22 protein-coding genes and 1 CRISPR repeat array are annotated in these 26,886 nt (G+C 37.3%); of the genes, 10 read left to right on the forward strand and 12 right to left on the reverse strand.

What is annotated here, in order from left to right; all coding sequences use genetic code 11:
* Nucleotides 1-18: 18 nt before the first annotated feature.
* From trpD to lipB, 7 genes are all read left to right on the forward strand, one after another.
* Nucleotides 19-1,005, forward strand: coding sequence for an anthranilate phosphoribosyltransferase (gene trpD, locus BLR30_RS11180; RefSeq protein WP_089858475.1), 987 nt, complete (start codon nt 19-21; stop codon nt 1,003-1,005).
* Between the two features lie 13 nt (nt 1,006-1,018).
* Nucleotides 1,019-1,798: an indole-3-glycerol phosphate synthase TrpC gene (gene trpC / locus BLR30_RS11185; protein ID WP_089858479.1), complete on the forward strand. Its 780-nt coding sequence runs from the start codon at nt 1,019-1,021 to the stop codon at nt 1,796-1,798.
* 10 nt (nt 1,799-1,808) lie between these two features.
* Nucleotides 1,809-2,471, forward strand: a complete 663-nt coding sequence (locus BLR30_RS11190) for a phosphoribosylanthranilate isomerase (RefSeq protein WP_262484105.1) — start codon at nt 1,809-1,811, stop codon at nt 2,469-2,471.
* An 80-nt stretch (nt 2,472-2,551) separates the two neighbouring features.
* The gene (gene tnpA, locus BLR30_RS11195; protein WP_089858482.1) at nt 2,552-3,004 is read left to right on the forward strand and encodes an IS200/IS605 family transposase; all 453 of its coding nucleotides are present in this window, start codon (nt 2,552-2,554) and stop codon (nt 3,002-3,004) included.
* 98 nt (nt 3,005-3,102) lie between these two features.
* Nucleotides 3,103-4,281, forward strand: coding sequence for a tryptophan synthase subunit beta (gene trpB, locus BLR30_RS11200; RefSeq protein WP_089858486.1), 1,179 nt, complete (start codon nt 3,103-3,105; stop codon nt 4,279-4,281).
* 43 nt (nt 4,282-4,324) lie between these two features.
* Nucleotides 4,325-5,104 carry a tryptophan synthase subunit alpha gene (gene trpA / locus BLR30_RS11205; protein WP_089858488.1) on the forward strand — a complete coding sequence of 260 codons (780 nt, stop codon included), beginning with the start codon at nt 4,325-4,327 and terminating at the stop codon, nt 5,102-5,104.
* A gap of 32 nt (nt 5,105-5,136) precedes the next feature.
* Complete coding sequence (gene lipB / locus BLR30_RS11210) at nt 5,137-5,871, forward strand: lipoyl(octanoyl) transferase LipB (protein ID WP_089858491.1); 735 nt, start codon at nt 5,137-5,139, stop codon at nt 5,869-5,871.
* 156 nt (nt 5,872-6,027) lie between these two features.
* A CRISPR array of direct repeats spans nt 6,028-7,305; the repeat unit is 47 nt; unit sequence GTTGTGAATTGCTTTCATTTATCCGTATCTTTGGGATACACAACAAC.
* Between the two features lie 58 nt (nt 7,306-7,363).
* On the opposite strand, the gene cas2 is transcribed toward lipB, so the two are convergent.
* From cas2 to BLR30_RS11240, 6 genes are all read right to left on the reverse strand, one after another.
* Entirely contained in the window at nt 7,364-7,702 is a 339-nt protein-coding gene (gene cas2, locus BLR30_RS11215) for a CRISPR-associated endonuclease Cas2 (protein WP_089858495.1), read from the reverse strand.
* Nucleotides 7,699-8,592 carry a type II CRISPR-associated endonuclease Cas1 gene (gene cas1 / locus BLR30_RS11220; protein WP_089858497.1) on the reverse strand — a complete coding sequence of 298 codons (894 nt, stop codon included), beginning with the start codon at nt 8,590-8,592 and terminating at the stop codon, nt 7,699-7,701. The genes cas2 and cas1 overlap by 4 nt, the downstream gene beginning before the upstream one ends.
* 81 nt (nt 8,593-8,673) lie before the next feature.
* Nucleotides 8,674-12,975 carry a type II CRISPR RNA-guided endonuclease Cas9 gene (gene cas9, locus BLR30_RS11225; RefSeq protein WP_175443652.1) on the reverse strand — a complete coding sequence of 1,434 codons (4,302 nt, stop codon included), beginning with the start codon at nt 12,973-12,975 and terminating at the stop codon, nt 8,674-8,676.
* 285 nt (nt 12,976-13,260) lie between these two features.
* Nucleotides 13,261-13,902, reverse strand: a complete 642-nt coding sequence (locus BLR30_RS11230; protein ID WP_089858504.1) for a DUF6266 family protein — start codon at nt 13,900-13,902, stop codon at nt 13,261-13,263.
* Between the two features lie 281 nt (nt 13,903-14,183).
* Nucleotides 14,184-14,318, reverse strand: coding sequence for a helix-turn-helix domain-containing protein (locus BLR30_RS11235; RefSeq protein WP_089858508.1), 135 nt, complete (start codon nt 14,316-14,318; stop codon nt 14,184-14,186).
* Between the two features lie 139 nt (nt 14,319-14,457).
* Nucleotides 14,458-15,135, reverse strand: a complete 678-nt coding sequence (locus BLR30_RS11240; RefSeq protein ID WP_089858830.1) for a YceI family protein — start codon at nt 15,133-15,135, stop codon at nt 14,458-14,460.
* A gap of 243 nt (nt 15,136-15,378) precedes the next feature.
* Between BLR30_RS11240 and BLR30_RS11245 the strand changes: the two genes are divergently transcribed.
* Nucleotides 15,379-17,502, forward strand: coding sequence for a Tex family protein (locus tag BLR30_RS11245; protein ID WP_089858514.1), 2,124 nt, complete (start codon nt 15,379-15,381; stop codon nt 17,500-17,502).
* A 49-nt stretch (nt 17,503-17,551) separates the two neighbouring features.
* Here the strand turns inward: BLR30_RS11245 and BLR30_RS11250 are convergent, their stop codons facing one another.
* The 6 genes from BLR30_RS11250 to BLR30_RS11275 form a co-directional block, all read right to left on the reverse strand.
* On the reverse strand, nt 17,552-17,728 hold the full coding sequence (locus BLR30_RS11250; protein ID WP_042720556.1) for a histone H1: 177 nt from the start codon (nt 17,726-17,728) through the stop codon (nt 17,552-17,554).
* A 199-nt stretch (nt 17,729-17,927) separates the two neighbouring features.
* Nucleotides 17,928-18,755: an alpha/beta fold hydrolase gene (locus BLR30_RS11255; RefSeq protein WP_089858517.1), complete on the reverse strand. Its 828-nt coding sequence runs from the start codon at nt 18,753-18,755 to the stop codon at nt 17,928-17,930.
* A 197-nt stretch (nt 18,756-18,952) separates the two neighbouring features.
* Complete coding sequence (locus BLR30_RS11260; protein WP_089858521.1) at nt 18,953-20,368, reverse strand: MFS transporter; 1,416 nt, start codon at nt 20,366-20,368, stop codon at nt 18,953-18,955.
* Nucleotides 20,365-21,015, reverse strand: a complete 651-nt coding sequence (locus BLR30_RS11265) for a uridine kinase family protein (RefSeq protein WP_089858524.1) — start codon at nt 21,013-21,015, stop codon at nt 20,365-20,367. The genes BLR30_RS11260 and BLR30_RS11265 overlap by 4 nt, the downstream gene beginning before the upstream one ends.
* 244 nt (nt 21,016-21,259) lie before the next feature.
* Nucleotides 21,260-22,381 (reverse strand): glycoside hydrolase 100 family protein, encoded by a 1,122-nt coding sequence (locus BLR30_RS11270; RefSeq protein WP_089858528.1) that lies wholly within the window; start codon nt 22,379-22,381, stop codon nt 21,260-21,262.
* A gap of 61 nt (nt 22,382-22,442) precedes the next feature.
* The gene (locus tag BLR30_RS11275) at nt 22,443-24,866 is read right to left on the reverse strand and encodes a TonB-dependent siderophore receptor (protein WP_089858533.1); all 2,424 of its coding nucleotides are present in this window, start codon (nt 24,864-24,866) and stop codon (nt 22,443-22,445) included.
* A gap of 242 nt (nt 24,867-25,108) precedes the next feature.
* Between BLR30_RS11275 and BLR30_RS11280 the strand changes: the two genes are divergently transcribed.
* Nucleotides 25,109-26,041, forward strand: coding sequence for a LacI family DNA-binding transcriptional regulator (locus tag BLR30_RS11280; RefSeq protein ID WP_089858536.1), 933 nt, complete (start codon nt 25,109-25,111; stop codon nt 26,039-26,041).
* Between the two features lie 206 nt (nt 26,042-26,247).
* Nucleotides 26,248-26,880 (forward strand): NAD(P)H-dependent oxidoreductase, encoded by a 633-nt coding sequence (locus BLR30_RS11285; RefSeq protein ID WP_089858539.1) that lies wholly within the window; start codon nt 26,248-26,250, stop codon nt 26,878-26,880.
* The last annotated feature ends 6 nt before the right edge of the window (nt 26,881-26,886 follow it).

Genomic DNA, 26,886 nt, shown 5'->3' on the forward strand with positions numbered 1-26,886 from the left:
AATTAAAAGTCTCCACACATGAAAGAAATCCTTGAATATCTTTTCAACCATTATACTTTGTCAAAATCCGAGGCGAAGGCGGTCATGATTGAAATTGCTCAGAATAAATTTAATGCGACAGAAGTAACCGCTTTTATAAGCGTTTTTCTGATGCGGAATATTACCCTCAAAGAACTGGAAGGCTTCCGTGAAGCCCTTCTAGACATGGCAGTTCCCGTAAATATTGATTCAAAGGATGCGATTGACATCGTAGGAACCGGCGGCGACGGAAAAAACACGATCAATATTTCAACGCTGGCGAGTTTTGTAGTGGCGGGAGCCGGGCAGAAAGTTACCAAACACGGAAATTATGGAGCCTCAACCATTACCGGCTCCTCCAATGTGCTGGAAGAATTGGGCTATGAATTTAAAAACAATTCTGAAAGGCTGCAGGAAGATCTTGAAAAAGCCAATATCTGCTTTTTACATGCACCCTATTTTCATCCTGCGCTGCAGTCTGTCGGAGCATTGCGGAAATCTTTGGGTCTAAGGACTTTTTTCAATCTTCTCGGCCCTCTGGTAAATCCGGCAAAACCACAATTTTCAATGATTGGCGTGTACAACCTTGAGATTGCCCGGATCTATCAATATCTATTACAGAAAGACAGCCGTCACTTCACGCTGGTTCACGGAATGGATGGTTATGATGAAATCAGTCTTACCGCTGACAGCAAAATTATGACTAAAAAAGGAGAAGAAGTGTATTCACCGGAAGATTTAGGCTTCAATTCTGTAACAGGGGAAAGTATAAAAGCAGCGGATACGCCGGTAGAAACGGCAAAAATATTCAGGAATATTCTTCACGGAAAAGGAACGGAACAACAAAATGCTGTCGTTCTCGCCAATGCGGCAATCGCTTTGTACCATACCGACAAATTCGGCAGCTATGATGATTGTCTTTTAATTTCCAAAGAAAGCTTGTTTGCCGGAAAAGCATTAAAAAGTCTGGAATCATTGTTGAATTAATAGAGAAACAGTTATGAATATTTTGGATAAAATCATTCAGAGAAAAAAAGATGAGGTCACTTTTTCAAAATCGAAGATTTCCGTACAGCAGCTGAAAGATTCTGAATTTTTTGATAGAAAAGGTTTTTCTTTAAAAGAAACGTTAAAAAGCAAAAGCGGAATTATCGCAGAATTTAAAAGAAAATCACCTTCAAAAGGCATCATCAATGATAAAGTTTCGCCTGTGGAAGTAGTTTCTGCCTATGAGAATTTCGGAGCAAGCGGAATTTCTGTTTTAACGGATTTGGATTTTTTCGGAGGAAGCTTTGATGATATTCTGAATATCCGAAACCAAGTTCATATTCCGATTCTGAGAAAAGACTTTATGATCGATGAATATCAGTTTTACGAGGCCAAAGCCATCGGAGCCGATGTGATATTGTTAATTGCAGCCTGCCTTTCCCCTCAAAAGGTTCAGGAATTTACAGAACTTTCACATGAACTTGGACTGGAAGTTCTGCTGGAAATTCATTCCGAAGAAGAATTAAATCACATTAATAAACATATTGATTTTGTAGGGATCAACAACCGAAACCTCAAAGACTTCAAGGTTGATTTACAACATTCCGTTGATTTGAAAAACCAGCTTCCCTCAGATATTCTTTCCGTTGCAGAAAGCGGAATTTACAGTGAGGAAGATTTTAGGTTCCTGAAAGAAAAAGGCTTTGACGGATTTTTAATGGGCGAATATTTCATGAAAGATGAAAACCCGGGAAATACATTCAGAAATTTCATTTCCAATGTGACATCATAAAAGCTTATAAGTGAATCAAAAATTAGTAAATATTAATCTACCTAAACTCAAGGTTTGCGGATTAACACAATTGCAGCAGATTCAGGAATTAATTTCTATGAACATTGATTTTTTGGGCTTTATCTTCTATAAAAAATCACCGAGATACGTGCTGAATCATTTAAGTTTAGAACAAATTTCAACGATTAAACACAATGGTAAAACTGGCGTTTTTGTGAATGAAAATATTGAAAAAATTACTGCAACAGCAGAAAGGGCAAAGCTGAATTTTATACAGCTTCACGGTGACGAAGACGAAAATTTCATTCTTGAATTAAGAGAAAAATTAAATCCCGAAATTGAAATTATTAAAGTCATAAGAATCGAAAATCAGAATCCGGATGAATTGCAAAAAACAATCAACGCTCAGCCATCTGCAGTTAATTATCTACTTTTTGATACCGACTCAAAAGCCTTCGGAGGAACAGGAAAAACTTTTAACTGGAATTTATTGAATGAAATTGAAATCCCTCTTCCCTATTTTCTGAGCGGCGGAATTTCAGAAGAAAACACTCAAAATACAAACCTTTTGCATCAAAAACCTTTTGCATTGGATGTTAATTCAAAATTTGAAACGGAACCCGGCATTAAAGATTTGGAAAGAATAAAAATGTTAAAGAATACGATTAAATGAATTGAGTCTCGAAGGGACGATTTACAATAGGATCGGGTGCTAATCCGATTTATATCAACAATTAATAAAAACACAAAAAGATGTCACAGTCATTGGTAAAAAATTATATTCACATTGTTTTCAGCACAAAGCACAGAGAAGATTTCATAGACGAAAAAATAGAGAATGAACTCTTTTCCTACATTACAGCCTTATGTAAAAATCTGGAAATTAATGTTTTACAAATCGGAGGAACAGATAATTATATCCATATCCTCTGTTCGCTTTCGAAGAAAATTGCATTAATGAAATTAGTTCAGGAAATTAAAGCCCATTCATCAAAATGGATGAAAACAAAAGGTAAAGCATATGAGAATTTCTTCTGGCAGGATGGCTACGGAGCCTTTTCAGTAACTGAAGAAAATGTATTTTATATTAAAAACTATATCAAAAACCAAAGACAGCATCACCAACAGATTCATTATAAAGATGAACTGATTGGGATTCTAAAAAAACATAAAATGAAATATGATGAGAAATACTTGTGGGATTAACCGTGATTGGATTCTATCCAATCCTGATATAAAACGTCCCTTCGGGACTTAATCCATGAAGATTATTTAAAACTTTTAATAAATAAAAAAACAAAAATATGAACTATAAAAATCCGGATGAATACGGATATTACGGAGAATTTGGAGGTGCTTTCATCCCCGAAATGCTTTATCCGAATGTAGAAGAGCTGCAGAAAAACTATCTTGAAATCATTGATTCTGAAGACTTTCAGCGAGAATATCAGGATTTGCTGAAAAATTACGTTGGACGCTCAACCCCGCTTTATTTTGCGAAAAATTTAAGCGAAAAATATAAAACAAAAATATACCTCAAAAGAGAAGATCTGAACCATACGGGAGCGCATAAAATCAACAATGCTTTGGGGCAGGTTTTATTGGCAAAACGCCTTGGAAAGACAAGAATTATAGCAGAAACCGGTGCAGGACAGCACGGCGTTGCAACGGCTACAGCCTGTGCCCTGCTTGGATTGGAATGCATTGTGTATATGGGAGAAATCGACATCCAGCGGCAGGCTCCGAATGTGGCAAGAATGAAAATGCTGGGCGCTAAAGTAGTTCCCGCCACTTCAGGCTCAAAAACCTTAAAAGACGCGGTGAATGAAGCTTTAAGAGACTGGATCAACAATCCTGTAACAACACATTATGTAATCGGAAGCGTTGTAGGACCTCATCCCTTTCCTGATCTGGTAGCAAGATTTCAGAGTATCATTTCTAAAGAAATTAAAGAGCAGCTTTTGTCACAGACCGGCAATGAAAATCCGGATTATATCATCGCATGTGTTGGCGGTGGAAGCAATGCTGCAGGGGCTTTTTATCATTTCGTCAACGAAAAGGAAGTTAAAATTATCGCTGCTGAAGCCGGAGGTTTTGGCGTTGAATCAGGAAAATCTGCAGCCACAACTTTTCTGGGAACTTTAGGGGTTCTGCATGGAAGCAAAAGCCTGGTGATGCAGACCGAGGATGGACAGGTAATCGAGCCACATTCGATTTCCGCCGGGTTAGATTATCCGGGAATCGGACCTTTTCACGCTAATCTTTTTAAGGAAAAAAGAGCTGAGTTCTTTAGCATTAATGATGATGAAGCCTTACAATCGGCTTTTGAGCTAACAAAATTAGAAGGCATTATTCCGGCTTTGGAAAGTGCGCACGCTTTGGCCGTTTTAGATAAAAAAGAATTTAATGAAAATGACATCATTGTCATCTGCCTGAGCGGTCGCGGTGATAAGGATATGGAAACGTATCTCAAACATTTATAAATCTTCGCTAAAAGACAAAATTCTAATTCAGAAAAATAAATTTATGAATAAAAGTAATCTTGATTCTCAAGCTTCAGGCGTTCAGTCTCAAAAAAAACTAAATATATACTTTACGGCAGGAATACCGCAATTGGAAGACACTCCTGAGATCATCAAATTAATACAAGATTCCGGTGCAGATATGATGGAGATCGGAATGCCCTATTCCGATCCTGTGGCAGACGGTCCTGTCATTCAACAGGCTCATGAACTCGCACTCAACAACGGAATGACGATCGAAAGGCTTTTCTCTCAGTTAAAATCCATTAAAAATGAAATAAAAATCCCGGTCATTCTGATGGGATACATCAATCCTGTTTTACGTTTCGGATTTGAAAATTTCTGCAGAGAATGTTCGGAGAGTGGTGTTTCGGGACTGATTATTCCTGATTTGCCCCCAATCGAATTTGAAAAGAACTACTGTGAAACTTTAAAAAAGTATCACTTAAATTTCACCTTTCTGGTAACTCCTGAAACTTCGGATGAAAGAATTTTATACCTGGATTCTCTAAGTTCGGGATTTCTATATGCCGTAAGTTCGTCTTCCACCACAGGAAATGATAATGCCGTTTTAAAAAATGAAAACTATCTTTCAAGACTGGCCGCTCTTCCTCTGAAAAACCCAGTGATGATAGGTTTCGGAATTAAATCTAAAGAAGACTTTGAAAATGTTACCGAAAAAGCCGCTGGTGGAATTATCGGAACAGCGTTTGTGAATATTTTATTGCAAAATAGAGATTGGAAGAAGAAAGCTATAGATTTCATCCATTCCATTAAAGCTTAAAAATCACTAAATTTGAGGAGTCAAAAAATGATATGAATACAATTCAGAATAAAGTCGTAGAATTTGAAGATTTAGGAACCCGGGAGTATCAGTCGGCTTGGGATTACCAGGAATCTCTGATGAAAAACATTATTGATCTCAAAATCAAAAACCGCGATCTTCCTGCCGAACAGCACGTTACAACGCCCAACCATTTTTTACTGGTAGAGCATCCTCATGTTTACACGCTGGGAAAAAGCGGTCATGAAGAAAATATGCTTGCCGGAATCGATAAATTAAAAGAAATAGAGGCCACTTTTGTAAAGGTAAACCGTGGCGGAGACATCACTTATCACGGCTACGGACAAATTGTCGGCTACCCCGTTCTGGATCTTGAGAATTTCTTCACAGACATTCATAAATACATGAGAAACCTGGAGGAAGTCATCATCAGAACCATCGCCGAATACGGCCTTCAAGGAGAACGTTCGCCAGGTGAAACCGGAGTATGGCTGGATGTGGGAAAACCGTATGCCCGAAAAATCTGTGCGATGGGCGTAAAAGCTTCCCGTTGGGTAACATTGCATGGTTTTGCTCTCAATGTGAACACCGATATGCGGTATTTTGAATATATCATCCCCTGCGGCATCAAGGATAAGCAGGTAACTTCCCTGAAAAGAGAACTGGAAAGAGAACTGACTCCTGAAGAAATGGAAGATATCAAGGCGAAGATCAGAAAACATTTTGAGGACGTCTTTGAGGCGGAATTGAATTTGGTTAAGTCCTAAATCTTTTCAAAAAGTATATTGACATCTTGCTAGAAGAATTAAAATCCAAGCGTAATTTGAACTTTACGCTTGGATTTTTTATTATTGTCATTTTCATTTATCAGTATCTTTGGGATACACAACAACATAAAACTCACTTTGCAGTAAATGATGCAGGTTGTGAATTGCTTTCATTTATCCGTATCTTTGGGATACACAACAACACTAGATGGTTTAGTAATTAGAATCGGAGGGTTGTGAATTGCTTTCATTTATCCGTATCTTTGGGATACACAACAACCTTACGTATATTATGGCCTTCCACTAAGTTGTTGTGAATTGCTTTCATTTATCCGTATCTTTGGGATACACAACAACACATTAATGTCTGCATAAGAATGATATTCTGTTGTGAATTGCTTTCATTTATCCGTATCTTTGGGATACACAACAACAAAACTTAGGTATAGGAACTCTTTCCCTTTGTTGTGAATTGCTTTCATTTATCCGTATCTTTGGGATACACAACAACTCTACTGCAGCCGCTGATCAAGTATTGATGTTGTGAATTGCTTTCATTTATCCGTATCTTTGGGATACACAACAACACTACATTATAACCCTTAGTTACGGTTACTGTTGTGAATTGCTTTCATTTATCCGTATCTTTGGGATACACAACAACAAAAAACTAATCAAATCCGCAACAGAACTAGTTGTGAATTGCTTTCATTTATCCGTATCTTTGGGATACACAACAACATATCCTTTCTTTTTAATTATACCGGTGTTGTTGTGAATTGCTTTCATTTATCCGTATCTTTGGGATACACAACAACGGAAATGCTAGAAAGGTGCTACTAGAGTTCGTTGTGAATTGCTTTCATTTATCCGTATCTTTGGGATACACAACAACACTAGTAATATAGTAATATTAAATGGGGATGTTGTGAATTGCTTTCATTTATCCGTATCTTTGGGATACACAACAACACTACATTATAACCCTTAGTTACGGTTACTGTTGTGAATTGCTTTCATTTATCCGTATCTTTGGGATACACAACAACTTATTTTCGCTTCGAATTCCGGATTTACTTGTTGTGAATTGCTTTCATTTATCCGTATCTTTGGGATACACAACAACTCGTCAACAAAAAAGGAATCAGGAGAAATAGTTGTGAATTGCTTTCATTTATCCGTATCTTTGGGATACACAACAACGGAAGGCGAAACAAGCGGCGTGATGATTTAGTTGTGAATTGCTTTCATTTATCCGTATCTTTGGGATACACAACAACTTTTGACTGAATTTATTACGACGATACCAAGTTGTGAATTGCTTTCATTTATCCGTATCTTTGGGATACACAACAACAATAATGAATTATTTCCGGTCGCTGAATAAGTTGTGAATTGCTTTCATTTATCCGTATCTTTGGGATACACAACAACCTCAAAATTTAACCCACTGACTCACAGTGGGTTTATTTATTATTTAGAATTTAAAAAATCAGAATAATTCAAGTTGCTGAAAGGTCGGTGGCGGTTCTTCTTTATTCCTGGCAAAAAAGATTTCAATATCTCCAAACTGCTTATCTGTGATACACATAATGGCCACTTTACCAGCTTTTGGCAGCATAAACTTCACTCTTTTAATATGAACTTCCGCATTTTCACGGCTTGGGCAATGACGCACATACATCGAAAACTGGAACAGCATGAATCCGTCATCGATAAGAGCTTTGCGAAAGCGGTTGGCATCTCTCATATTGGCTTTGGTCTCGGTCGGGAGATCATATAATACTAACACCCACATAATTCGGTATGCATTAAACCTTTCGGCATTCATAGCAGCTCAGGATAAGAGATCAACCGTTTTTCACCTGTGTAACACTTATATAGTGAAGATGCTGTAATTTTAACTGCAACTAATAAGGGTCTGGTTTTATCATCAATCCGTACGTCCTTTGTGGCAATCTGTAGAATATAAGCTTTAAACTCTTTCGTAAGCTCCTCTGTTTCAGAATTCATTTGCAGCCACTGCATGACCAGTACATCTATAAACGGACGGTAAGGTTCCATGAGATCATCTGCAAGGCAATACGGATTGTACTTATTTTTATGAAAAATTCCCAGAACAGGAAGCAGTCCAGTCTCAACAATAGCTCTGGCAACAATGCTTCTGAGAACTGCATATCCGAAATTAAAAAACTGGTTGGGTGAGTCTCCGAAACGCTGTCTTAAAAAATCCAGACTGATGAGATATTTCCAGTAGTGCTGGGCGGCGATGCCTTCCATATTGGTGACATCACCTGATTTTACACTTCTTTGATATTCCAGCATCGGTTCATAGTAATTTCCTAATTTCATCAGGACATTTTTCTGGTTTTCGATCTTACATTCTACCGTCTGCTTCCAGAGTTGTTTTTTGAGCGGTTCGCTCGCTTCCAACTGGTCTTTTACCCTATCCGAATGTTCGGTATGTCCGTACAATGGCAGCATAATTCCGTGTGGCAGATGATGAGTATCACAACTCACGACCACCACATTATTTCCCATCATTTTCTGAATAAGATTGTGCGAAATCGTAATCTGATAATGATCCAGCATCAGCAAGCCCAAATCTTCTACAGGAACACTCCCCTTTTCCGTTTTGGTTTCCGGACAGAGGATTTTCATCTGCTCATCTTTAAGTTTGAGATAAGCCGGATTGCCGATGTAGATGGAGCGGGTGATCATAGTTTAATTTTTTGATACAACTATCAATTGTTCTTTTGTGAGATTTTGTAGCTCTTTTTTCAATGCTGCTTTTGACATAATTCATACTTTTGAAACATTTCCTAACCAATCTATATTTAATTTGATACAAGTATCTTGAATTTTAAGAGGCTTGACCATTGACTTTTTATTATTTTTATCCGTTGTCAAGCTTTTTGTAAAAACTTCGCCAGCTTCATAGGGAGAACAATCTCTATAGGAACCAAATTCCATAAAATTCAATTCTTTTTTAGGTATTGCTTTGCCTTTGTATTGTTCTTTCAAAATTTCTTTTTGTTCATCACTCAAATCCTTGGGTATACTTATAACGTTGGCATAATTGTGTGGGATGAAATGACAGTCTTTCCCTCCAAATTTGGCAACTTTATAAATACGTTTGCTGAACACCTTCTTGTTTTCAATGTCTGAAAGCCAATTTTTAAGTTCTTCGTTTGAAAAACTTAAGACTCTGTCTTCTCTATTTTCCGGCAGATATACCAAATCATTTTGTTGAAGTGTAAACAAAACTCTATCTGGATTTTCTTGGATTTTACCTCTTAATTTATTTCGTTCTCCATAAGTAAGCCTATAGGCTTCAGATATTTTTTGCTTAAAGTTTTCATCATTATCTTTCAAAGAACTTTTAGCTATATCAGCCGAATCATATAGTGAAGCAATATCAAATACACGCTCTTTTCCCTTTTTCGTATCTTTTTCCATTACCAAAAACAGGTAATTATCTCCGGTAACAACGCTTAATTTTTCATTGTTCTTGTAAAGTCTTTGCAGTGTACTTTCTTCCGTTTCTTTATTGCTATACCAAACTTTGACTTTGTAAACGGGTGGTTTTTGTTTACCAGGCTGTTTTGTTTGGAACCTGGTTTCATTAAATGCTTTTAATCCTTCTCCTGTAAAGGCCTCTTTTACGGATTCGTATTTGTTTTTATGTGCATCTACTTCTTTCTGAAGAACTTCGTCTATGATTTGAGGGATATCTTTAGCTTTCAAATTTGATAAATCAATCGTTTTCGTATCTCGTAGAAGCTTTGTCTTAGGGTCTTTAGTTTTTCCGTAATTGGTTTCCTGATGTAAAGCTCCTCTGATTTTTAACTGGAGTTTTCCCTCATCGTTTTTCTTTACACCCAATTTATCTTTCGGCTTGATGGAAACGGTCATTGCTTCCAGATGGTTTTTGGCTTGCTCTATAAGTCCATCAAATGGCTTGTCAAAAAATCGGGAACTTTCTATTTGTTTCTGGATTTCCTCTCTTCTTGACTCTTCAAGATTGAAGAAGGTTTCCAAAACGGTTTCACCTTCCTTGATTTCCAAATGAAATTCTTCTTTTCTTTTAATAAGTTCATCCTGCAAATACTTATTGAGATTATTCAGACGCTGGATGTGACTTTGTTGTGTAAGCGCTACTACCAACGCATCAATAGCGTGATGTCTGTGGTCGTATCGTTTGCTCCAGTTTTTAATACGAAGAACTTTCTTATTTTTTCGTTCATCAAATTCCATTTTTACCCATTCTTCATTCGTTACGCTTGTTTCAGGATTGATGTCCCATAATTCCATTTGTTTGAAACGCTCTTTTGTGAGTCTCATAAACAGATCACGAAGTCCCCATCTGCTTCTTAAAAAGTCCGTAACTTCACCGGTAGTCGTTTTTACATTTTCACTTCCTACAATTTTTGCCAGTTCATTTTTTACTGCGACTGAAATGTATTGCGTGTCCTTAATAGACCGTTCAACAAGGTCTTTGGGGATTTTTTCTAATAAAAGATTTTTCTTTTTCTTACCGTAGAAAGTATCGTTCACAAACTGAACATATTCCGATTCGGAACAGACGTCAAAACGTGAATTTTGCTGAGAAATATATTCCCAGGCTGTTCGATTGCTTTTTTCTTCATTGATATGGGTTTCACATACCACTTTGTTGGAAAGAGAGTCGTCAAAATATCTGGATTTTGGAATAATGTGGTCTATATCATAAAGCCTGTCATCAAATAAAGAACTGAAAGGGATTATTTTGTTTTTAGTATATGGAGACATAAATTTTTGTTGCTCATATAATTTATATTTCAAAATATTCCTGTCAGTTATTGGGATGTTTTCTTGTTGTAATCTTTTTTTTATGCTATCATTTATCCTTTGACTTTTGATTTGACCTTTGAAAATTTTGTCTCTCTCCGCCGCACTGTTTTTTAAATCCCGGGCAAGTTCAATCCTGATTTCCAATTCTTCTGGATTGAACTGGTGTTGTTTCCAAAGGGATTTTACAATCTGCATTGTTTCATTTGCTAACTGCGATACGATTGGGTTTCTTAGGTTTCGCTCTGCGTATTTTATATCGTGATAGTCTTTAATCTGAGGCTTTATGTTTTCTTGAGTATGTCTGCCGTATACCAGTGAACTCGCAAAAGCATACATAAAACCACCTGTTTGGAAGGCGTTTGGATTGTTTTTCACAAAACTGATAACATAATCCTCCAAGAGATTGTCATCTAAAATTTCTCCTGTCTCTATAAGATGTTCTATGTTTTCAAAATTTGCTTTTACTCTTTCTGTAACAGCAGAAGGATTTAATTGCATCAAAGGCAATATATTGATAATTGCTTTTTCAGAAAGGCTGGAATACTTTCTTGGAAATTTAATTGTCTGAGCTATTCTCAAAGCCATTTCCGTTACAAGTTCATTATTGTTTAAAGGCTTCAAAACTTCTATAATAGAAGAAACCTTTGGACTTTTGACATCGTATTCATTGCCATTATTGGCATTATCGAAAATAGCTTTCCATAGGTTATTTACGATAAAATTATCTTGTAAATAAAGTTCATCAAAATGTTCTCCCAGAGCTTTTTTAATAGTGATTACAGTATCGCAGCCTTTTAGCTTGGTTTTGGCATTCAATCCGTTCAAATATTCTGTTTTATCACTTTTCAGGTTGATGATTTTTGCTACATCAGAAAAACTGACTTGTTTTTGTATTTGTAGTCTTTGATAAATCTGCTGTTTTTGCTCTGTTGTTAAGAATCGGTCACTATATTGAAAAACGGTTTTGCCTTTTCTTTCATTCCATACTTCTTGCTTGGAAGTGATATACATTCTGTTAATCTGGTCCCAACATCTGAACTCTTGAAACAATGGGTGCGAATTAGGTAAAACTGTTTCTTCTTTCTCAAACTGACACTTGCTGATTAATTCCGTTTGTGGTTTTAAGGGGCGCTGATAATAAATTACCTGATTTTTGATGATGTATTTTAATCCTCCGTTAATAGCTTCTTTTCTTAATCTTCCTTGTGATTCACTTTTTCCTGGAAACAGGTAATTGGCAATTTTTTCCAATTTATCTTTCGCACAATCATTTAAAAAGGAGTAGTAATTACTTTGTGTTTTCCAAATGGCATCAAATTCCTCCTGATAGCGATTGCGAAGGATAACCCGGTTTCTGATTTTTGTCCATTTGTTTTGTTCCAAATCTTTTACAAATAACTGGCTCACCAAAAGATTTGATTGTTTTAAATCCTCCTCTGTTTTTTCCATTTGTTTGCGCCAGTTTGTTTTTTGGGGTAAGGCAAATACAACCGAAGTAGTTTCTGCTTTTTTGTTTCTTCTGATGCGGATTTCTAATTCTTCTTCCTGATTGATTTTTTCGCTCAAATTTTGTAGTTCCGTTTCCCCTTCCAATTCTTCGTCATCCAGTAAAACGGTTACATTGAATTTATTAAACTCTAAATCTTTATTTTTTCCCCTGCCTTTAAATTTTGTGTCTGATAGCTCTACGTTTTGAATGAGTACTTTTTGGGTTATTACTTCATATTTTTTTACACTTTCGTTTTCATCATCGAAATTGTCTTCCTGCTTATTCTTAGTGTTTTCCTCATTATTGCCTCCTGAGTATCCCCTAAGCTGATTAAACTGATATAATATTTTCCCGAAATCTTTAATATCAATAACATAATCAATTGCATTCGCTCTTAATTTGTAATGAGTAAGTGAATCCAACTGCAGCATTCCTTTCTTGATAGGCAATAATTCTAACTCCTGGATTTTGTTGGGTTCGGGAATACCATTTTTAAATTGAAATTGCTCTGGTAACATTTCCAATTCGTGAAGAATATAGAGTAGTTTATTACGGCGAAGCTTATAGCGTTTATTCATTTTGCGAATAGTTCGCTTGGTTCTCCGATCAGCATTTTTGGTTATTCCGATTCCCTTTTCATAGTCTTGTTTATCCGTTCCCATCGGAATAATCCTGCTTCCCATACCAAGAATCTCTCCTTGTTTATTGTCAAAATCCTGTTTTACTAACGCCCAACCAATCGAGTTTGTACCCAAGTCTAATCCAAGTATATGCTTTGTCATATCTATTAGTTTTTTGAAATTGTATAAAAATAAAGAGAAAAAAAGTAAGTATTTTGTGGAAAACCATAAAATAATTAAAAAAATAATTTTTAGATTTGTATCCGAAAGCAATTCACAATAAGGATTATTCCGTTGTGAAAACATTCAAGGCGGGGCAACTCGCCTTTCTTATTATAGGATTGTTGAATAATTTATAAATAAGCATTCCAGCCAGCGCAACTCCTATTCTTTGATTAACCTATATAAACAAAAAAGCCGCCTCACTTTTGAGGCAGCTCATCATTTCTAGATCAGGATAACAGCACCCACATGCACGCTATTACAAGCCACAGTTCCCTTCTCATTATGAAGGTAGCTCCAGACCTGGATCTCTTTTCCCATATACACTGCCGGAAACGTAACATCTTTTGTTAAGTCCGTGCGGATCCCTACGGATTCAAAGATTTCAAAGCGATCCAGCTCTTCGCAGTAGCAGATCACGTTGACCTGGTCGGTTTCGGAAGCATTGCCTTGGGTGGAATTATTCTCCCAGCTCAGCCGGATGATATTTCCCGTTTGCGGAACTGCTGCCACATTCTGAAAACCGGTGAGATCGCCTTTGGTAATCAACACCTTATTGTACATCAATTCGGGAACATCGCCCGTCATCTGTATTGCCTCACTGATGGTGTAGGATACCGCCATATTCACTCTGGATTTTGAACCGCTCCCCGATCCGAAATATTTCGTCTGAATACTTTTGAGCGGCTGGAGAAAGGCGATGACTGTTTTAAATTTCTCCTGCTGAAGCTGCTGCTTCTCACTCGGCGGCCTGTTGCTTGGTTTCGGGATGCTCCTGATGATGTCCTGTCCGCGCCAGTTCGCGCCTACGATTGTTCCTACTTTTCCTGAAAATCCTCCCAGGATTCCTTTGGTTATTCTTGCCATTTCTTTGCATTTTTAAAATTAACAAAACGAAGATAGAACGGAATTTTGCATTTTCGAGCACCTGTGAAAACTGTGACGGGATTTGACGCATTTTGACGGGATTTGACGGGTTTCCGGGGTACTTTCTTCGGGTCTTCTTCGGATCACCTTCGGGTCGGCTTCGGAAAAACGGTACTTTTTCCGAAGAAGACCCGAAGAACGCCCGAACGATTGTCGGAAAAAATGACGGATTTTGACGGATATTTTTTTAGAATTTCGCTAACAGGCATAAAAAAATGCTTTCATTTTCTGAAAGCATTTCTGAATTGAGCATCAATAACCCATTTGGGATAAAATATCTTCCGCCCGATCCTGATATGCGGAATTTCCTCTGATCGCCTGATTCGCAGCAACGTGCTGTCACTGATGTTCAGCATTCTTTTGAGAACTTTATGCAGTTATTATCTTTTGTAGTTAATTCTGAAATTAGTGTAATATCGAAATCTGATCTTTACATATTTATATAAAAAAACCGCCTTAAAAAAGACGGCTTCAACAATTTTATATCTAACGAACTTACTTCTTAGCTTTTACGTCAACAGCGATTTCGATGTCTTTGCTAATCATCCATTCTGCCGGATCAGCCTCGGAAGTTCCGAACTTGATACCCCAATCTGCTCTGTTTACAGTGAATTTAGCCTGAATAGAAGCAGAACTTTCTGTTACGTCAACTTTTGCAGGGAAGGTTACGTTCATGGTTTTTCCTGAAAGGGTAAGATTTCCGCTTACTGTTTTGTTAGCCCCCGCAACAGCATCAGCAGGTGCATTTGTAAGATCGGCTACATTGGTGATCTTAAACTCTGAAGTAGGATTTTTTGTCGTATCGAAGAAATCAGGGTTTTTAAGATGTGCTTCAAGATCTGCCGGTTTCTTATCTTTTTCAGTTACCGAAGCAGGATCTACTTTAAGAGAGTTCATATCAATAACAAAATTTCCTGCTGCAACATTTCCGTTTTCAATGCTTAAATCACCAGATTTTACCATCAATGTTCCCCAACGTGGTGCCATTCCTCCTTTGTGGAAAGCTTTCCAGTTTACTACAGATGTTGCCGTATCGACAGGCAGCACTTCTCCTTTACTTTCTGCTACCGCCTGCTCCTGAGCTGTTGCTGCATTTTCAGCAGATTTTTCTTTATTACATGATGTTGCCAATAATCCGACAGCTACAAGAGCTATAACACTCAATTTTTTCATATTATCTAATTGTTTTAAAAGTTTATTATTTATCAGCCAGAAAATATTTGAATATAAATCTAAAATATTTCGCTGTTGAAGTACAAAAATAGAAAACTTCATCAGGGAAGTCCTTATCATACATCAATAAATTTAAATCTCACTTAATTTACCTGTGAAAAAGCTAAAATAACAAAAAGATGGCTAACCTCAAATACTTTTCCCCATATTAAAAATGATTATTTTAGCCATTTAAATTTTAAAATGAACGTTACCCGATACATACAGAACCTTACAAACATTCAGGAAAAAAGCATCAGCTCTACCCTTCAGCTGCTTGCAGAAGACTGCACCATTCCATTTATCGCACGCTACCGGAAAGATAAAACGGGAAACCTCGACGAAACTCAAATCGAACAGATCTCAAAGATCAGCAAACAGTTTGAAGAGATCGTTAAAAGAAAAGAATCTATCCTAAAATCTATCGAGGAGCAAAACGCCCTGACTCCCGAATTAAGGCAAAGAATTGAAGAAAGCTTCGATATTCAGGAAATTGAAGATTTATACCTTCCCTTTAAAAAAAGAAAAAAAACAAAAGCAGATGCCGCCAAGGAGAAAGGCTTGGAACCTTTAGCTAAAATGATAATGAGCCAAAAAGTTCAGGATCTGCATTTTTTAGCTTCAAAATACCTCAACGATCAGGTAGATTCAGAAGAAGAAGCACTTCAGGGTGCAAGGGATATCATGGCAGAATGGATCAATGAAAACATGTATGTCCGCAAAAATCTCAGAAGGCTATTCCAAAGGAAAGCGATAATCACTTCAAAAGTGGTAAAAACGAAAAAAGATGAAGAAGCGGCTCAGAAATTCTCGCAGTATTTTGAATGGGAAGAAAGCCTCAGCAGAACGCCTTCGCACCGCCTTTTAGCGATGCTGAGAGCAGAAGCGGAAGGTTTTGTGAAAACAAATATCGGGATCGATAAAGATGAAGCCCTGGAATTTATAGAAAACGCCATTATTAAATCAGGCAACGAAACAGCAGAGCAGATTTCACTTGCGATAAAGGACAGCTATAAACGATTGCTGGAACCCACGATTTCTAATGAAACTTTGCAGGAAGCTAAAGAGAAGGCGGATAAAAAAGCCATCGAAATCTTTTCTGAGAACCTTACACAGCTTCTGCTGGCTCCGCCTTTGGGAGAAAAGCGAATTCTCGCGATCGATCCCGGCTACAGAAGTGGATGTAAAGTTGTATGTCTCGATGAAAAAGGAGATCTTCTACATAATGAAACCATCTATCCTCATGCTCCCCAAAACGAATCCGGAATGGCAATGAAAAAAATCCGGTCTATGGTGAATGCCTACAATATCGAAGCCATCTCCATCGGAAACGGAACTGCCAGTCGCGAAACTGAATTTTTCATTAAAAAAATTGCATTCGACAAGCCTTTACAGGTTTTTGTGGTTTCAGAGGCCGGAGCTTCGGTATATTCTGCAAGTAAAATTGCCAGAGAAGAATTCCCTACGTACGATGTAACGGTTCGTGGAGCCGTTTCTATCGGAAGAAGATTATCAGATCCTCTGGCAGAGCTTGTAAAGATCGACCCGAAATCTATCGGCGTAGGTCAGTATCAACATGATGTAGACCAGCCCCGATTAAAGAATGAACTGGATTCCACGGTGATGAAATGTGTAAATTCCGTAGGAATTAATTTGAATACGGCCAGCAAATCTTTATTAAGCTACGTGTCCGGGATCGGTGAGAAAATGGCAGAAAATATCGTGAATTATCGTGCCGAAAATGGCGCTTTTGAAGACCGTAAACAGCTGAAAAAAGTTCCGAGGCTTGGAGAAAAGGCTTTTCAGCAGGCAGCTGCATTTGTAAGAATTAACAATGCTAAGAATCCGCTGGATAATTCTGCCGTACATCCGGAAGCTTACGGAATTGTTGAAAAAATGGCTAAAGATTTAAGCATTACAACTCTTGAGCTTATTGCTAATAAAGAGAAAATCAGTAAGATTGATCCTGAAAAATATACCACCGAAGATATTGGTATTTTGGGAATTAAAGATATTTTAAAAGAACTGGAAAAACCAGGTTTAGACCCTAGAAAGGCAGCTAAAATTTTCGAGTTTGATCCAAATGTGAAAAAGATCGGAGATCTTAAAATTGGGATGATATTGCCCGGAATCGTCAATAATATTACCGCTTTCGGATGTTTTGTAGACTTAGGAATCAAAGAAAGCGGACTGGTGCATATTTCCCAGCTTAAAGACGGATTTGTTTCAGACGTAAACGAAGTGGTAAAATTACATCAGCACGTTCAGGTAAAAGTAACCGAGGTGGATGAGGTACGAAAAAGAATCCAGCTGAGTATGATTCTTTAATAAAGTATGATTTAATAAAGATCCCTGCCGTTACCGACAGGGATTCTTCTTATTTTTTAGATTCTTCAACAGAAACTTTTCTGAATTCTTTGAAAAGTTTGCTTAATTCTAAAGCTGATTTACGAGCTCTTGTTCCCGCTGCTTTATTTCCTTTTTCTGCTTGTTGGTTTGCTTCAGTTGCAAAAGCTTCAAATTCTGCGTTGATTTTTTCAATTAATTCTTTCATTATTTTTAAAATTTAGGCTGCAAATATATGTTTTATGGCAATTCCAGCCTAATACAGACGGAAAAATTTGTAATAATTAAGTAAAATTAATAATTACCTGCCCTTCTCCGTTTAATTTTTAAATGAAATAACGGTTTTTAATGATTTTTATACGGACTCAATGAAGCATTTTGCCTGCAATACATCGATCGCCGCATTTCTACTCTTCCTTTTCAATAAATTCCAGAATATCTTTGTTGATGGTCTGATGTTCCGTGGTTGGCATTCCGTGTGGGAACCCCGGATAAGTAATCAGTTGTCCGTTCTTTAATAATTTGGCAGATTTTATAGCAGAATTTTCTATCGGGACAATCTGGTCATCCTCGCCATGAAGAACCAGAACAGGAATATCTACGGCTTTCAGGTCTTCGGTAAGATCTGTTTCAGAAAAAGCTTTAATGCCGTCGTAATGTGCCACAATTCCGCCCATCATACCCTGTCTCCACCAGTTTCTCTGCACGCCGTCTTTTACATCCGCCCCTTCCCTGTTGTACCCATAAAAAGGAAAAGTAAGGTCATAGTAAAACTGGTTTCTGTTGTTTAAAGTCTGATCTCTGATACCATCAAAAACGGACATTGGTACTCCATCAGGGTTATTTTCGCTTTGTACCATCACAGGAGGAATTGCACTGATTAACACTGCTTTTTTAGCTCTTCCGTTCGCATATTTGTTAACATACCTGATTACTTCTCCACCACCTGTAGAATGCCCGATATGAACCACATCTTTCAGATCAAGAAATTCTACCAGCTCAGCGGCATCGGAAGCATATTGCTCAATGGTGTGATTATAAATATTCTGACTGGAACGCCCATGGCCTCTTCTGTCGTGTGCCACTACTCTATAACCTCTCTGCAGAAAAAAAATAACCTGCGCATCCCAGTCGTCTGATGATAAGGGCCAGCCGTGGTGAAACATCAATACAGGTCCTTCTCCCTGGTCTTTGTAAAAAATCTCAGTTCCGTCTTTTAATTTGAGTGTACTCATTTTGTTTAAATTTTTCTTGATTAATAACTAAATTCAAAATAAAATTACAAAAAAGCAACACTAAGAATACAATAAAGTTAAATTAATAATAAATTTTTAATATATATTAAAAATAGAAGAATATACGATCAGATTTATTTTAACCTTTCACGTCATCTTTGAATGTTTTTCGGCTTTTATGGTATTCAAATTTAACATCAGGACAAACTATTAATTTTGTGGCTTGCGGGTTTCATGATAAAAACGCAGCCTCCTGCTACAACAAATAAGATTCCTGCAAGAACAATCGCCCTGGATGGATTGCTGTCCAGAAAACTGTTAAAAATAAATCCGAAAGACAATGTCTGAATGAGCATCGGGATAACGATCATCATATTAATAACCCCCATATAAATTCCTCTTTTATTGTGATGAATGGACGGTGAAACCATTGAATACGGCAATCCCATCATCGATGCCCAGCCGATTCCCAGCGCTATCATGGGAATAAGCATAAGATATTCATCTTTAATAAATGGTAATGTCATAATCCCTAACCCTGTAAGAAATAAGCAGAAAATATACGTATTTTTTGAGCTGAATTTCCTGGCAAACGGAACCAGAAGTAATGCAGAAATCATTGTAACAATATTGTAGGAACCATTCATAAGTCCGGTTTGCCCGACAGCAACTTCCACCTGATGCAAAATGCTTTTTGCCCATGCAAGATCAGATATCGTAACAGAAATACCGTTTTTAGCACTTTCAAGAAGCTTATTTGCCTTTGTCTCTTCAGCTTCAGAAATTCCGTATAAAGACCATTTCAGCATCGGGGTCACAAATTGCCAGTACACAAAAAGCGCATACCATTGAAAAAGATAAACCAATGCCAGCTGCCACAGGATTTTCGGCATTTCTTTAATAGCTATTATGATCTCTACAAAAGGCGTAAAAAATGTGTTCCCTTCTTTTGATTTTTTTAGCTCCTCAAGTTCTTCTTCTGTTGGCGGAATTTCAGGGGTTTTGTAAACCGACCAAGCTACCGAGGCAATAGAACAGAAAGATCCCAGAAAAAATGAATAATAAACCCACACCGGAATACCGCCGTTCGAAGCATTTCCGCCGAAATATTTCTGAAAAACAAAAAGGGAAAGGTTAGCTAATGTAATCCCCGCTCCTACAAACAGGCTCTGCATCTGAAAACCGAATGTTTGCTGATCTTCCGGTAATTTGTCTCCGATGAAGGCCCGGTAAGGCTCCATTGCGGTATTGTTGGCAGCGTCCAGAATCCATAATAATCCGGCGGCCATCCAGATTGTAGAGCTGAACGGAAACAAAAATAAAGCAATGCTGCAAAATAAAGCGCCCAACAAAAAGAAAGGTTTTCTGCGTCCCCATTTCGGACTCCAGGTTTTATCGCTGATCGCTCCGATTAGCGGCTGTATAAGCAATCCTGTAATAGGACCCGCAAGATTCAGAATCGGAAGCTGCTCTGCGTGAGCACCTAAAAAGGAATAAATGGGATTAACAGCTGTCTGCTGAAGTCCAAAACTGTACTGAATGCCAAAAAATCCGACATTCATGTTCCAGATCTGCCAAAAGCTCAGGCGCGGAATGATTCTTTTTGCATTCATAGATTCGGGTTTACAAGTTCATAGTTTTTTCCGAGGATAAGATCTGTATTATTTTTGAAATTTCTGATAATCTGATGTTCTATTTCCAAAACTTTCTCTACAAAATCACTTTGCTCGTCACGATTGCGCTTCATACGGTTTTCGTACGTGTCTTTATAATTCCGGTCTATAAAAATTTTAAAATCAAATCCTTCCAAATCAAGAATATAAGTACCTTCCACAATAATGACGCTGTATTCCGAAATTTCAATTTTTTCAGTGCTGACAGAGTTTTCGTTGTAGTTTACCAAAGGCTTTTCTATTTCTAAGGTTCCTTTTTTAAAATCATTTATATTTTGTGAAAGCTTCCCCAGATTTACTTCATGAATCCCTACATTTTCCAGTGATTTCAGGCGGTTTTCGTGATTGGATTTAGGAGGAAGTCTAAAATAATCATCCATCTGTAAAACCAGACTTTTCACTTTTTCCCGTTCGAGTACTTTCTGGATGGCATAAGCAGTCACCGATTTACCGCTTCCGCTTTCTCCTGCAATACCGATGGCTATTTTTTGTGAATTGCCAAGTGGAAACTTTTGCTTTACTATTTCTATTATTTTTTGGGCTGTTGCCAAATGTTTTTCATGCAGTTCGATAATATCACCAATCATGTTGTCATTTTTTATCTTGTTGTTGTTTTTAGGTTCACAAAGCCGTTTTACACAGTTAAGATCAAGAAGAGTTAAGTTTTATTTCACGGATTTTCACAGATGATTATGCTTTATTATTTTCCTAAAGCTTATGTGTTCTTTCGTTTTCAATCTAAAACCTTTTCTCTGTGACTTATGTATAAAAACCTTTGTTATTTAATTCCGGCGTTCTATAAGAATTTCGGGCATCATCTTAATTCCAATTTTAATAGGTCATTAAAAGATATCCTGAAGCTGAAAAGCAAAGCTGCTCAGTTCCCAGCGGCAGTAATTTGTCGGTGGAATAATATTCCCTGAAATGTTCACCCTTTTCATTCATTAATCCTTCGTATTGCGCAAGAATTTTCTCAGGAATATCTTTAATTCCTTTTCTATTAAGAGCAAGACACAGCCATCCTAAAAATATCGGCCATGATCCTCCGTTGTGAAAATGATACGGTTCATTTTTGAAGCTGTAGCTGTAGTTGTTTTCCAGCAGTCGCCAGTCGTCGTCTCCCGGGAAAATAACAGGATAAAATGCAGGAAGCATCCAGTGTTTGAATTCGTCGCTTACAAAAGTTAAGAATTCTGAAAAATCTTTTAAGTTCAAATCAAAATCCAGTAAAAGAGCAAGGGCATTTCCGGCAAGATCAAAGCGTTCATCGTATCCATTGGCATTCAGGGAAGCCCAGAAATAAGGTTTTGCTGAAGTTCTGGCATACGCTGTTTCGTGATATTTCACCGAATCGGAAGTGTTTTTATAAAAATTGTCCTGGATCAGTTTTTTTGTTTTTACGGTGATATCTTTCAGTTCGTTATCATCGTAGATTTCAGAAGCATTTTTTATTGCCCAATATCTTAAAACATTGTCGTATAAAGTATAGCCTGAAGTTACATATTCATCTGCCCAGTTTCCACCGAGCGGGCTGTACACCAATCCTCTCTGGTTATATTCCCAGGTTTTAAGGCATGAAAGAGCCTGATAGATTTTGGATTTAAGAGTATTTTTAAGTTCTTTTTTTTCAGTTTTTTTCAGATATTCACAGGTAACAACCACCCACCATGTTGTGGCATCTGTTCTTCCGACGTGGGTTCCGAAGCTTGCTTTACCATTCACCACATTGGAGGGAATCTGCCCGTTTTCTGCCTGATGCTTCGCCAGGGTCAGGATCGATTTTTCCAATCCGGCAAGAATTTCTTCATCATTTACTAAAATACCGGCATATCCTGTCATCATGGAATCTCTTGCCCAGACTCTTGCATAATTGTCTCTCTGCTGCGCTGATGCCAGAATTCCTTCTTCTGTAATGGCTTTTCTGATGATTTCTATGGCTTGTTGTTTAAACATATCATTGTTTTTGGAAAAAATGTGAGATGAACAGATTTCATCTCACATTTAGTGTAAAGTATTAAAAATCAAATTTCACGCTCGCACTGTAGCTGCTTCCGGGAAGCGTTCTTGCTCTTATGATTCCGTTTCCTCCGGCGATAGATCCTTCTTCGGCTTCTGTAACTGCTATGGTATTGAAAATATTATTTGCATTTACACTTACCGAAATATTTTTCATTATCTGATAAGAGATGTAAGGATTTACAATAGCATAACCCGGCATTATCAGTTTGTTTGAATCCTGTGTATATGCTTTTGTCGCACCGATTAAATAAAACCCTATATTCAATTTATCCATATTGAAATTAGGATTTACAGAATACATGAATTTAGGAGTTCTTCTTGGCATATTTCCAATAATGGTAGGATCCAGTGCATTTTTGATTTCAGCATGAGTATAGGTTAGTCCTGCTTTTACATCAAAGCTTTTGGTAATTCTGTAATAACCGTCTAGTTCTACTCCGAGAGACTGGTATTTGTTTTCTGTTTTTCTTTGAGTCGTTGCTTCGTAATTGGCTTCTTTCGTTTCCGCATAGAAAAGTGTGGTGTTAAGGAAATATCCTGCGCCTCTTAATTTGTATCCGGCTTCCACCTGATTTACTTTGTTTACTTTTACAGCATCCAGCGCCGGATCATCATTATTGGTATAGTTATATCCTGAAAATAAAATTCTGTCTGCCGAAGCACTTCCACCCTGACTTACTCTTGCAAATACTGCATTTTTATTGTTTAAGGCATAGTTTGCTCCAACTGAATACCCGAAGATTCCGTATCTGTAGTTTACAGGAACGTTGATATTGTCATTTGAGCCAACCATCTGCTCAGGGATATCGATCACTCCGTTTCCGTTCATGTCGCGGCTGGTGTACGTTACCGTGGCTCCCGAGAAAGTTCCGGTTACTTTTCCGATATCATATCTTGCCCCGGCATCAATCGTCAGTTTATCAGTAGCATTGATTTCGATTTGTGCATGAGGCGCTGTAATATCGTATTTCGTATTATAGTCTCTTTTCAGGTTGCCCCAGTCTTTCATTCCATAATTCAGCAAACCATTGTCTGTAATGTAGGCACCTGATGTATTTTTTACATCTACCAGTCTTGCATTGCTGTCGCTTACTTCCTGAATGTAATTATTCCACATCCATGACATATTAACGTTTTGTGTAGCCTTATACAATCCTGCGTTAAATTTCACATTATTCCATTTTTTACTGATATTAAAATCGTTTACGAAATTGTTGAAGTTATTAAGCTTTACATTGAAAAGGGCTAATTTCATGTAATAGGCATTCATATCTACAGGTGTATTCGTTCCGGCATAAACCGCGCTTCCGAAATCGGTAAAGTTGCCAGCATTAAAAAAGTCACTTCCTTTGGTTACACTCGCCGGAAAAGGGGCAATAAACTGACCGCTGTTAGCCGCATAACGAATTTTTTCTTCAAACTTCCAGCCTTCGCCCAAATCATAATTAAATTCAGCTCCGATGGTTTTTGAAACAGAATGCATTCCGTCTGAAACGTCACTGTTGAAGATATTTCCGTCATTCCCTAAAGTTCTGTCATGCTGAAGATTAATCGTCTGCAAAGCACCGTTAAGAATATTATAATTGGAAAGTGAAGACCATTTTGGGTCTGCATCTGTTCCGGTGACACTCACAGGCATTGGCATATAGGCTGCCGTTCTGTCGTCCAAAACTTTTGCATAAATCCTGAAACTGCCTTTATCAAATTTTTTAAGTAAAGAAAGCCTGAACTGTCCTCCATTATTAGAGTTAAATCCTGTTTTTCTTGGTCCGTCCCCGATTCTGTAAAATCCGCCCAGCGCAACGTAAGTGTTCTCTGCGATCCTGGTTCCGTAATCGAAATCGGTTCTGTAGTTTTTGTAATTAAGCCCCAGTTGCTGCGTGATACTTCCCCCTTCTTTTTCACCTGTTTTCGTAATAAAATTGATGATCCCTGCCGGAGAGTTACTTGCAAAAACAGATGCAGAACCTCCTCTTAATGCTTCTACTCTTGAGACAAAAGAATCAAATCTTGTAAACTGATCCTGTGTACCAAATGCAATATCTCCAAACTGCATTACCGGTAAACCGTCTTCCTGAATTAATAAGTATCTTGAGCCTCCTGCTGAAACAGGCACCCCTCTTACCGTAATATTAGAATTTCCTTCACCTCCGGACGATTCTGAACGGATTCCCGGAATGGTTCGGAAAATCTCTGCAGTAGTTCTTGGCGCAGCATTTTCTATATCTTTCATTTTTAATGTAGAAATAGAAGTACTGGTTTTAATGGATGCTTTGGGATTAGAGTTTCCCGTAATTACCACTTCGTCGATGGCCTTACCCCTGGTAATGCTATCGTTCTGTATGTTTTGAGAAAACATAAATGCGGCTGTATTCATAGCTCCGAAAACGAGCAATCTGGTGAAAATTTTTGAGTCCATATTTAAGAAGTTTTTTAATTATGGTCTAAAAGTATTTTTTTTAGTATATTCAAAACATGGTTTTCATGGTGTGTTAAATTAATATTAATTTCAAACGTTTGCGCAAACGTTTGCGGTTAGTAAGTAATTTTCATTTTAACATTTTATTAACTTTTAAGACTTTAAATTTAACATATTTTAACTTAAAATTAACCACAAAACATCACTAAATTAACCCAAAAATCGCTTCAATTAACTTAAAAATGAAAAGAGTCACTATAAAAGACCTCGCTGAAATGCTTAATATCAGTGTTTCTACAGTGTCCAGAGCACTAAAGGATCACCCTGATATAAGTGCTGCTGTAAAGCTGAAAGTAAAGGAGGCCGCAGAGACCTTTAATTATATTCCTAATGATTTTGCCATCAACTTCCGAAAAAAATCATCAAGGGTAATCGGACTTATCATTCCGGAAATGTCGATGTTTTTTATTCCTTCTATTATTAAAGGAATATCTTCCGTACTTCATAGGGATGGATATCATTTTTTTGTTCTATCGTCTGAAGAATCTCTCAGTATGGAGGAAGAAAATATCACAACCTGCATCAACTCTCGTGTAGATGGTGTTCTGATTTCTCTTACCAGGCATACAAAAGATATTTCACATTTGGAAAAGCTAAAAGATATTGAAGTTCCGGTGGTTATTTTTGATAAAACGATTCCGCAAAATTTATTTGATGAAATTATTTTTGACAATAAACTGTATGCAGAAACTGCCGCTGAAAAACTGATAGAAAGCAAATCCAAAAAAATACTGGCCATTTTTGGCGATGAAAACCTTGAAATCACACAAACAAGAAAAGATTATTTTCTCTGGAAAATAAAAGAGCATCCTGAAATAGAAATCAAAATTATCTATTGTGAATCGGCAGACAACGTAAAAGAAAAACTAAACATTATGCTGGATTATGAGAATTTTGACGGATATTTTGCGATGAGTGACGAAACCCTTGCCGGATTACACAGTTCACTGATTAAGAAAAAAATACAGACTTCGGAAATAAAAGTTGTTGCCATCACAGAAGGTATACTTCCGAAATACCTCGACGAATCTTATGAGTGCATCATCAATGACGGTTTCAATATGGGAACGATGGCCGCATTGAAACTACTGGATATTATAAAAGCAAATCAATAATTTAGCCATATCATCATCTGAAAATAAACCATCTATTTTTTAATATTTTCTCTTTAATACATTTTAAAAAGCATTGTAAATAAGATTTTAACCTTTAAAAATAAAGTGGAATGTATAATTAAGTAAACTTTAACAATATTAAATTGCACACAATTTAATTTGGCGCTATTTTTGCATTGTATAATTCAAATAAAATAATTAACAAAATGTCATTAATAGAAGATTTAAACTGGAGACATGCCGTAAAAGCTTATGATCCAGCAAAAAAAGTTTCACAAGAAGATTTAAATAAAATTTTAGAAGCAGCAAGACTTGCTCCTACGTCATCAGGTTTGCAGCCATTTCGTGTGATTGTCGTTGAAAACCAGGAATTGAAAAAGAAAATGGTTCCGGGAGCCTTGAATCCTGAAGTAATGAGAGATTCTTCCCACGTACTGGTTTTTGCCGCCTGGGACAGCTATTCTGATGAAAAGATTGATAAAGTATATGACCATCACACCGATGTTAGAGATTTGCCAAGAGGGCGTTTCTCCAGCTATACGGATAAGCTTAAAGAAATCTACGGAGCACAAACTCCTGAGCAGCATTTTGCACACACTGCAAGACAGACGTATATTGCATTAGGACTGGCAATGGCACAGGCAGCTGAACTAAAGATAGACAGCACTCCTGCGGAAGGTTTCAGCAATGAGGTGGTAGATGAGATTCTTGGACTCAGAGAATTGGGATTAAAAAGCGTGAGTTTATTGTACCTCGGTTACAGAGATGAGAAAAATGACTGGCTTTCTCATATGAAGAAAGTAAGAATTCCAATGGAGGAATTCATCATTAAAAAGTAATAATAT

Source organism: Chryseobacterium taeanense, from assembly GCF_900099685.1.
Lineage (GTDB): Bacteria > Bacteroidota > Bacteroidia > Flavobacteriales > Weeksellaceae > Chryseobacterium > Chryseobacterium taeanense.

Excerpts from the sequence above, each read along its gene's own strand:
- trpD (WP_089858475.1), top strand. The coding sequence starts at position 19 with ATGAAAGAAATCCTTGAATATCTTTTCAACCATTATACTTTGTCAAAA.
- trpC (WP_089858479.1), top strand. The coding sequence starts at position 1,019 with ATGAATATTTTGGATAAAATCATTCAGAGAAAAAAAGATGAGGTCACT.
- tnpA (WP_089858482.1), top strand. The coding sequence starts at position 2,552 with ATGTCACAGTCATTGGTAAAAAATTATATTCACATTGTTTTCAGCACA.
- trpB (WP_089858486.1), top strand. The coding sequence starts at position 3,103 with ATGAACTATAAAAATCCGGATGAATACGGATATTACGGAGAATTTGGA.
- trpA (WP_089858488.1), top strand. The coding sequence starts at position 4,325 with ATGAATAAAAGTAATCTTGATTCTCAAGCTTCAGGCGTTCAGTCTCAA.
- lipB (WP_089858491.1), top strand. The coding sequence starts at position 5,137 with ATGAATACAATTCAGAATAAAGTCGTAGAATTTGAAGATTTAGGAACC.
- cas2 (WP_089858495.1), bottom strand. The coding sequence starts at position 7,702 with ATGAATGCCGAAAGGTTTAATGCATACCGAATTATGTGGGTGTTAGTA.
- cas1 (WP_089858497.1), bottom strand. The coding sequence starts at position 8,592 with ATGATCACCCGCTCCATCTACATCGGCAATCCGGCTTATCTCAAACTT.
- cas9 (WP_175443652.1), bottom strand. The coding sequence starts at position 12,975 with ATGACAAAGCATATACTTGGATTAGACTTGGGTACAAACTCGATTGGT.
- BLR30_RS11230 (WP_089858504.1), bottom strand. The coding sequence starts at position 13,902 with ATGGCAAGAATAACCAAAGGAATCCTGGGAGGATTTTCAGGAAAAGTA.
- BLR30_RS11235 (WP_089858508.1), bottom strand. The coding sequence starts at position 14,318 with ATGCTGAACATCAGTGACAGCACGTTGCTGCGAATCAGGCGATCAGAG.
- BLR30_RS11240 (WP_089858830.1), bottom strand. The coding sequence starts at position 15,135 with ATGAAAAAATTGAGTGTTATAGCTCTTGTAGCTGTCGGATTATTGGCA.
- BLR30_RS11245 (WP_089858514.1), top strand. The coding sequence starts at position 15,379 with ATGAACGTTACCCGATACATACAGAACCTTACAAACATTCAGGAAAAA.
- BLR30_RS11250 (WP_042720556.1), bottom strand. The coding sequence starts at position 17,728 with ATGAAAGAATTAATTGAAAAAATCAACGCAGAATTTGAAGCTTTTGCA.
- BLR30_RS11255 (WP_089858517.1), bottom strand. The coding sequence starts at position 18,755 with ATGAGTACACTCAAATTAAAAGACGGAACTGAGATTTTTTACAAAGAC.
- BLR30_RS11260 (WP_089858521.1), bottom strand. The coding sequence starts at position 20,368 with ATGAATGCAAAAAGAATCATTCCGCGCCTGAGCTTTTGGCAGATCTGG.
- BLR30_RS11265 (WP_089858524.1), bottom strand. The coding sequence starts at position 21,015 with ATGATTGGTGATATTATCGAACTGCATGAAAAACATTTGGCAACAGCC.
- BLR30_RS11270 (WP_089858528.1), bottom strand. The coding sequence starts at position 22,381 with ATGTTTAAACAACAAGCCATAGAAATCATCAGAAAAGCCATTACAGAA.
- BLR30_RS11275 (WP_089858533.1), bottom strand. The coding sequence starts at position 24,866 with ATGGACTCAAAAATTTTCACCAGATTGCTCGTTTTCGGAGCTATGAAT.
- BLR30_RS11280 (WP_089858536.1), top strand. The coding sequence starts at position 25,109 with ATGAAAAGAGTCACTATAAAAGACCTCGCTGAAATGCTTAATATCAGT.
- BLR30_RS11285 (WP_089858539.1), top strand. The coding sequence starts at position 26,248 with ATGTCATTAATAGAAGATTTAAACTGGAGACATGCCGTAAAAGCTTAT.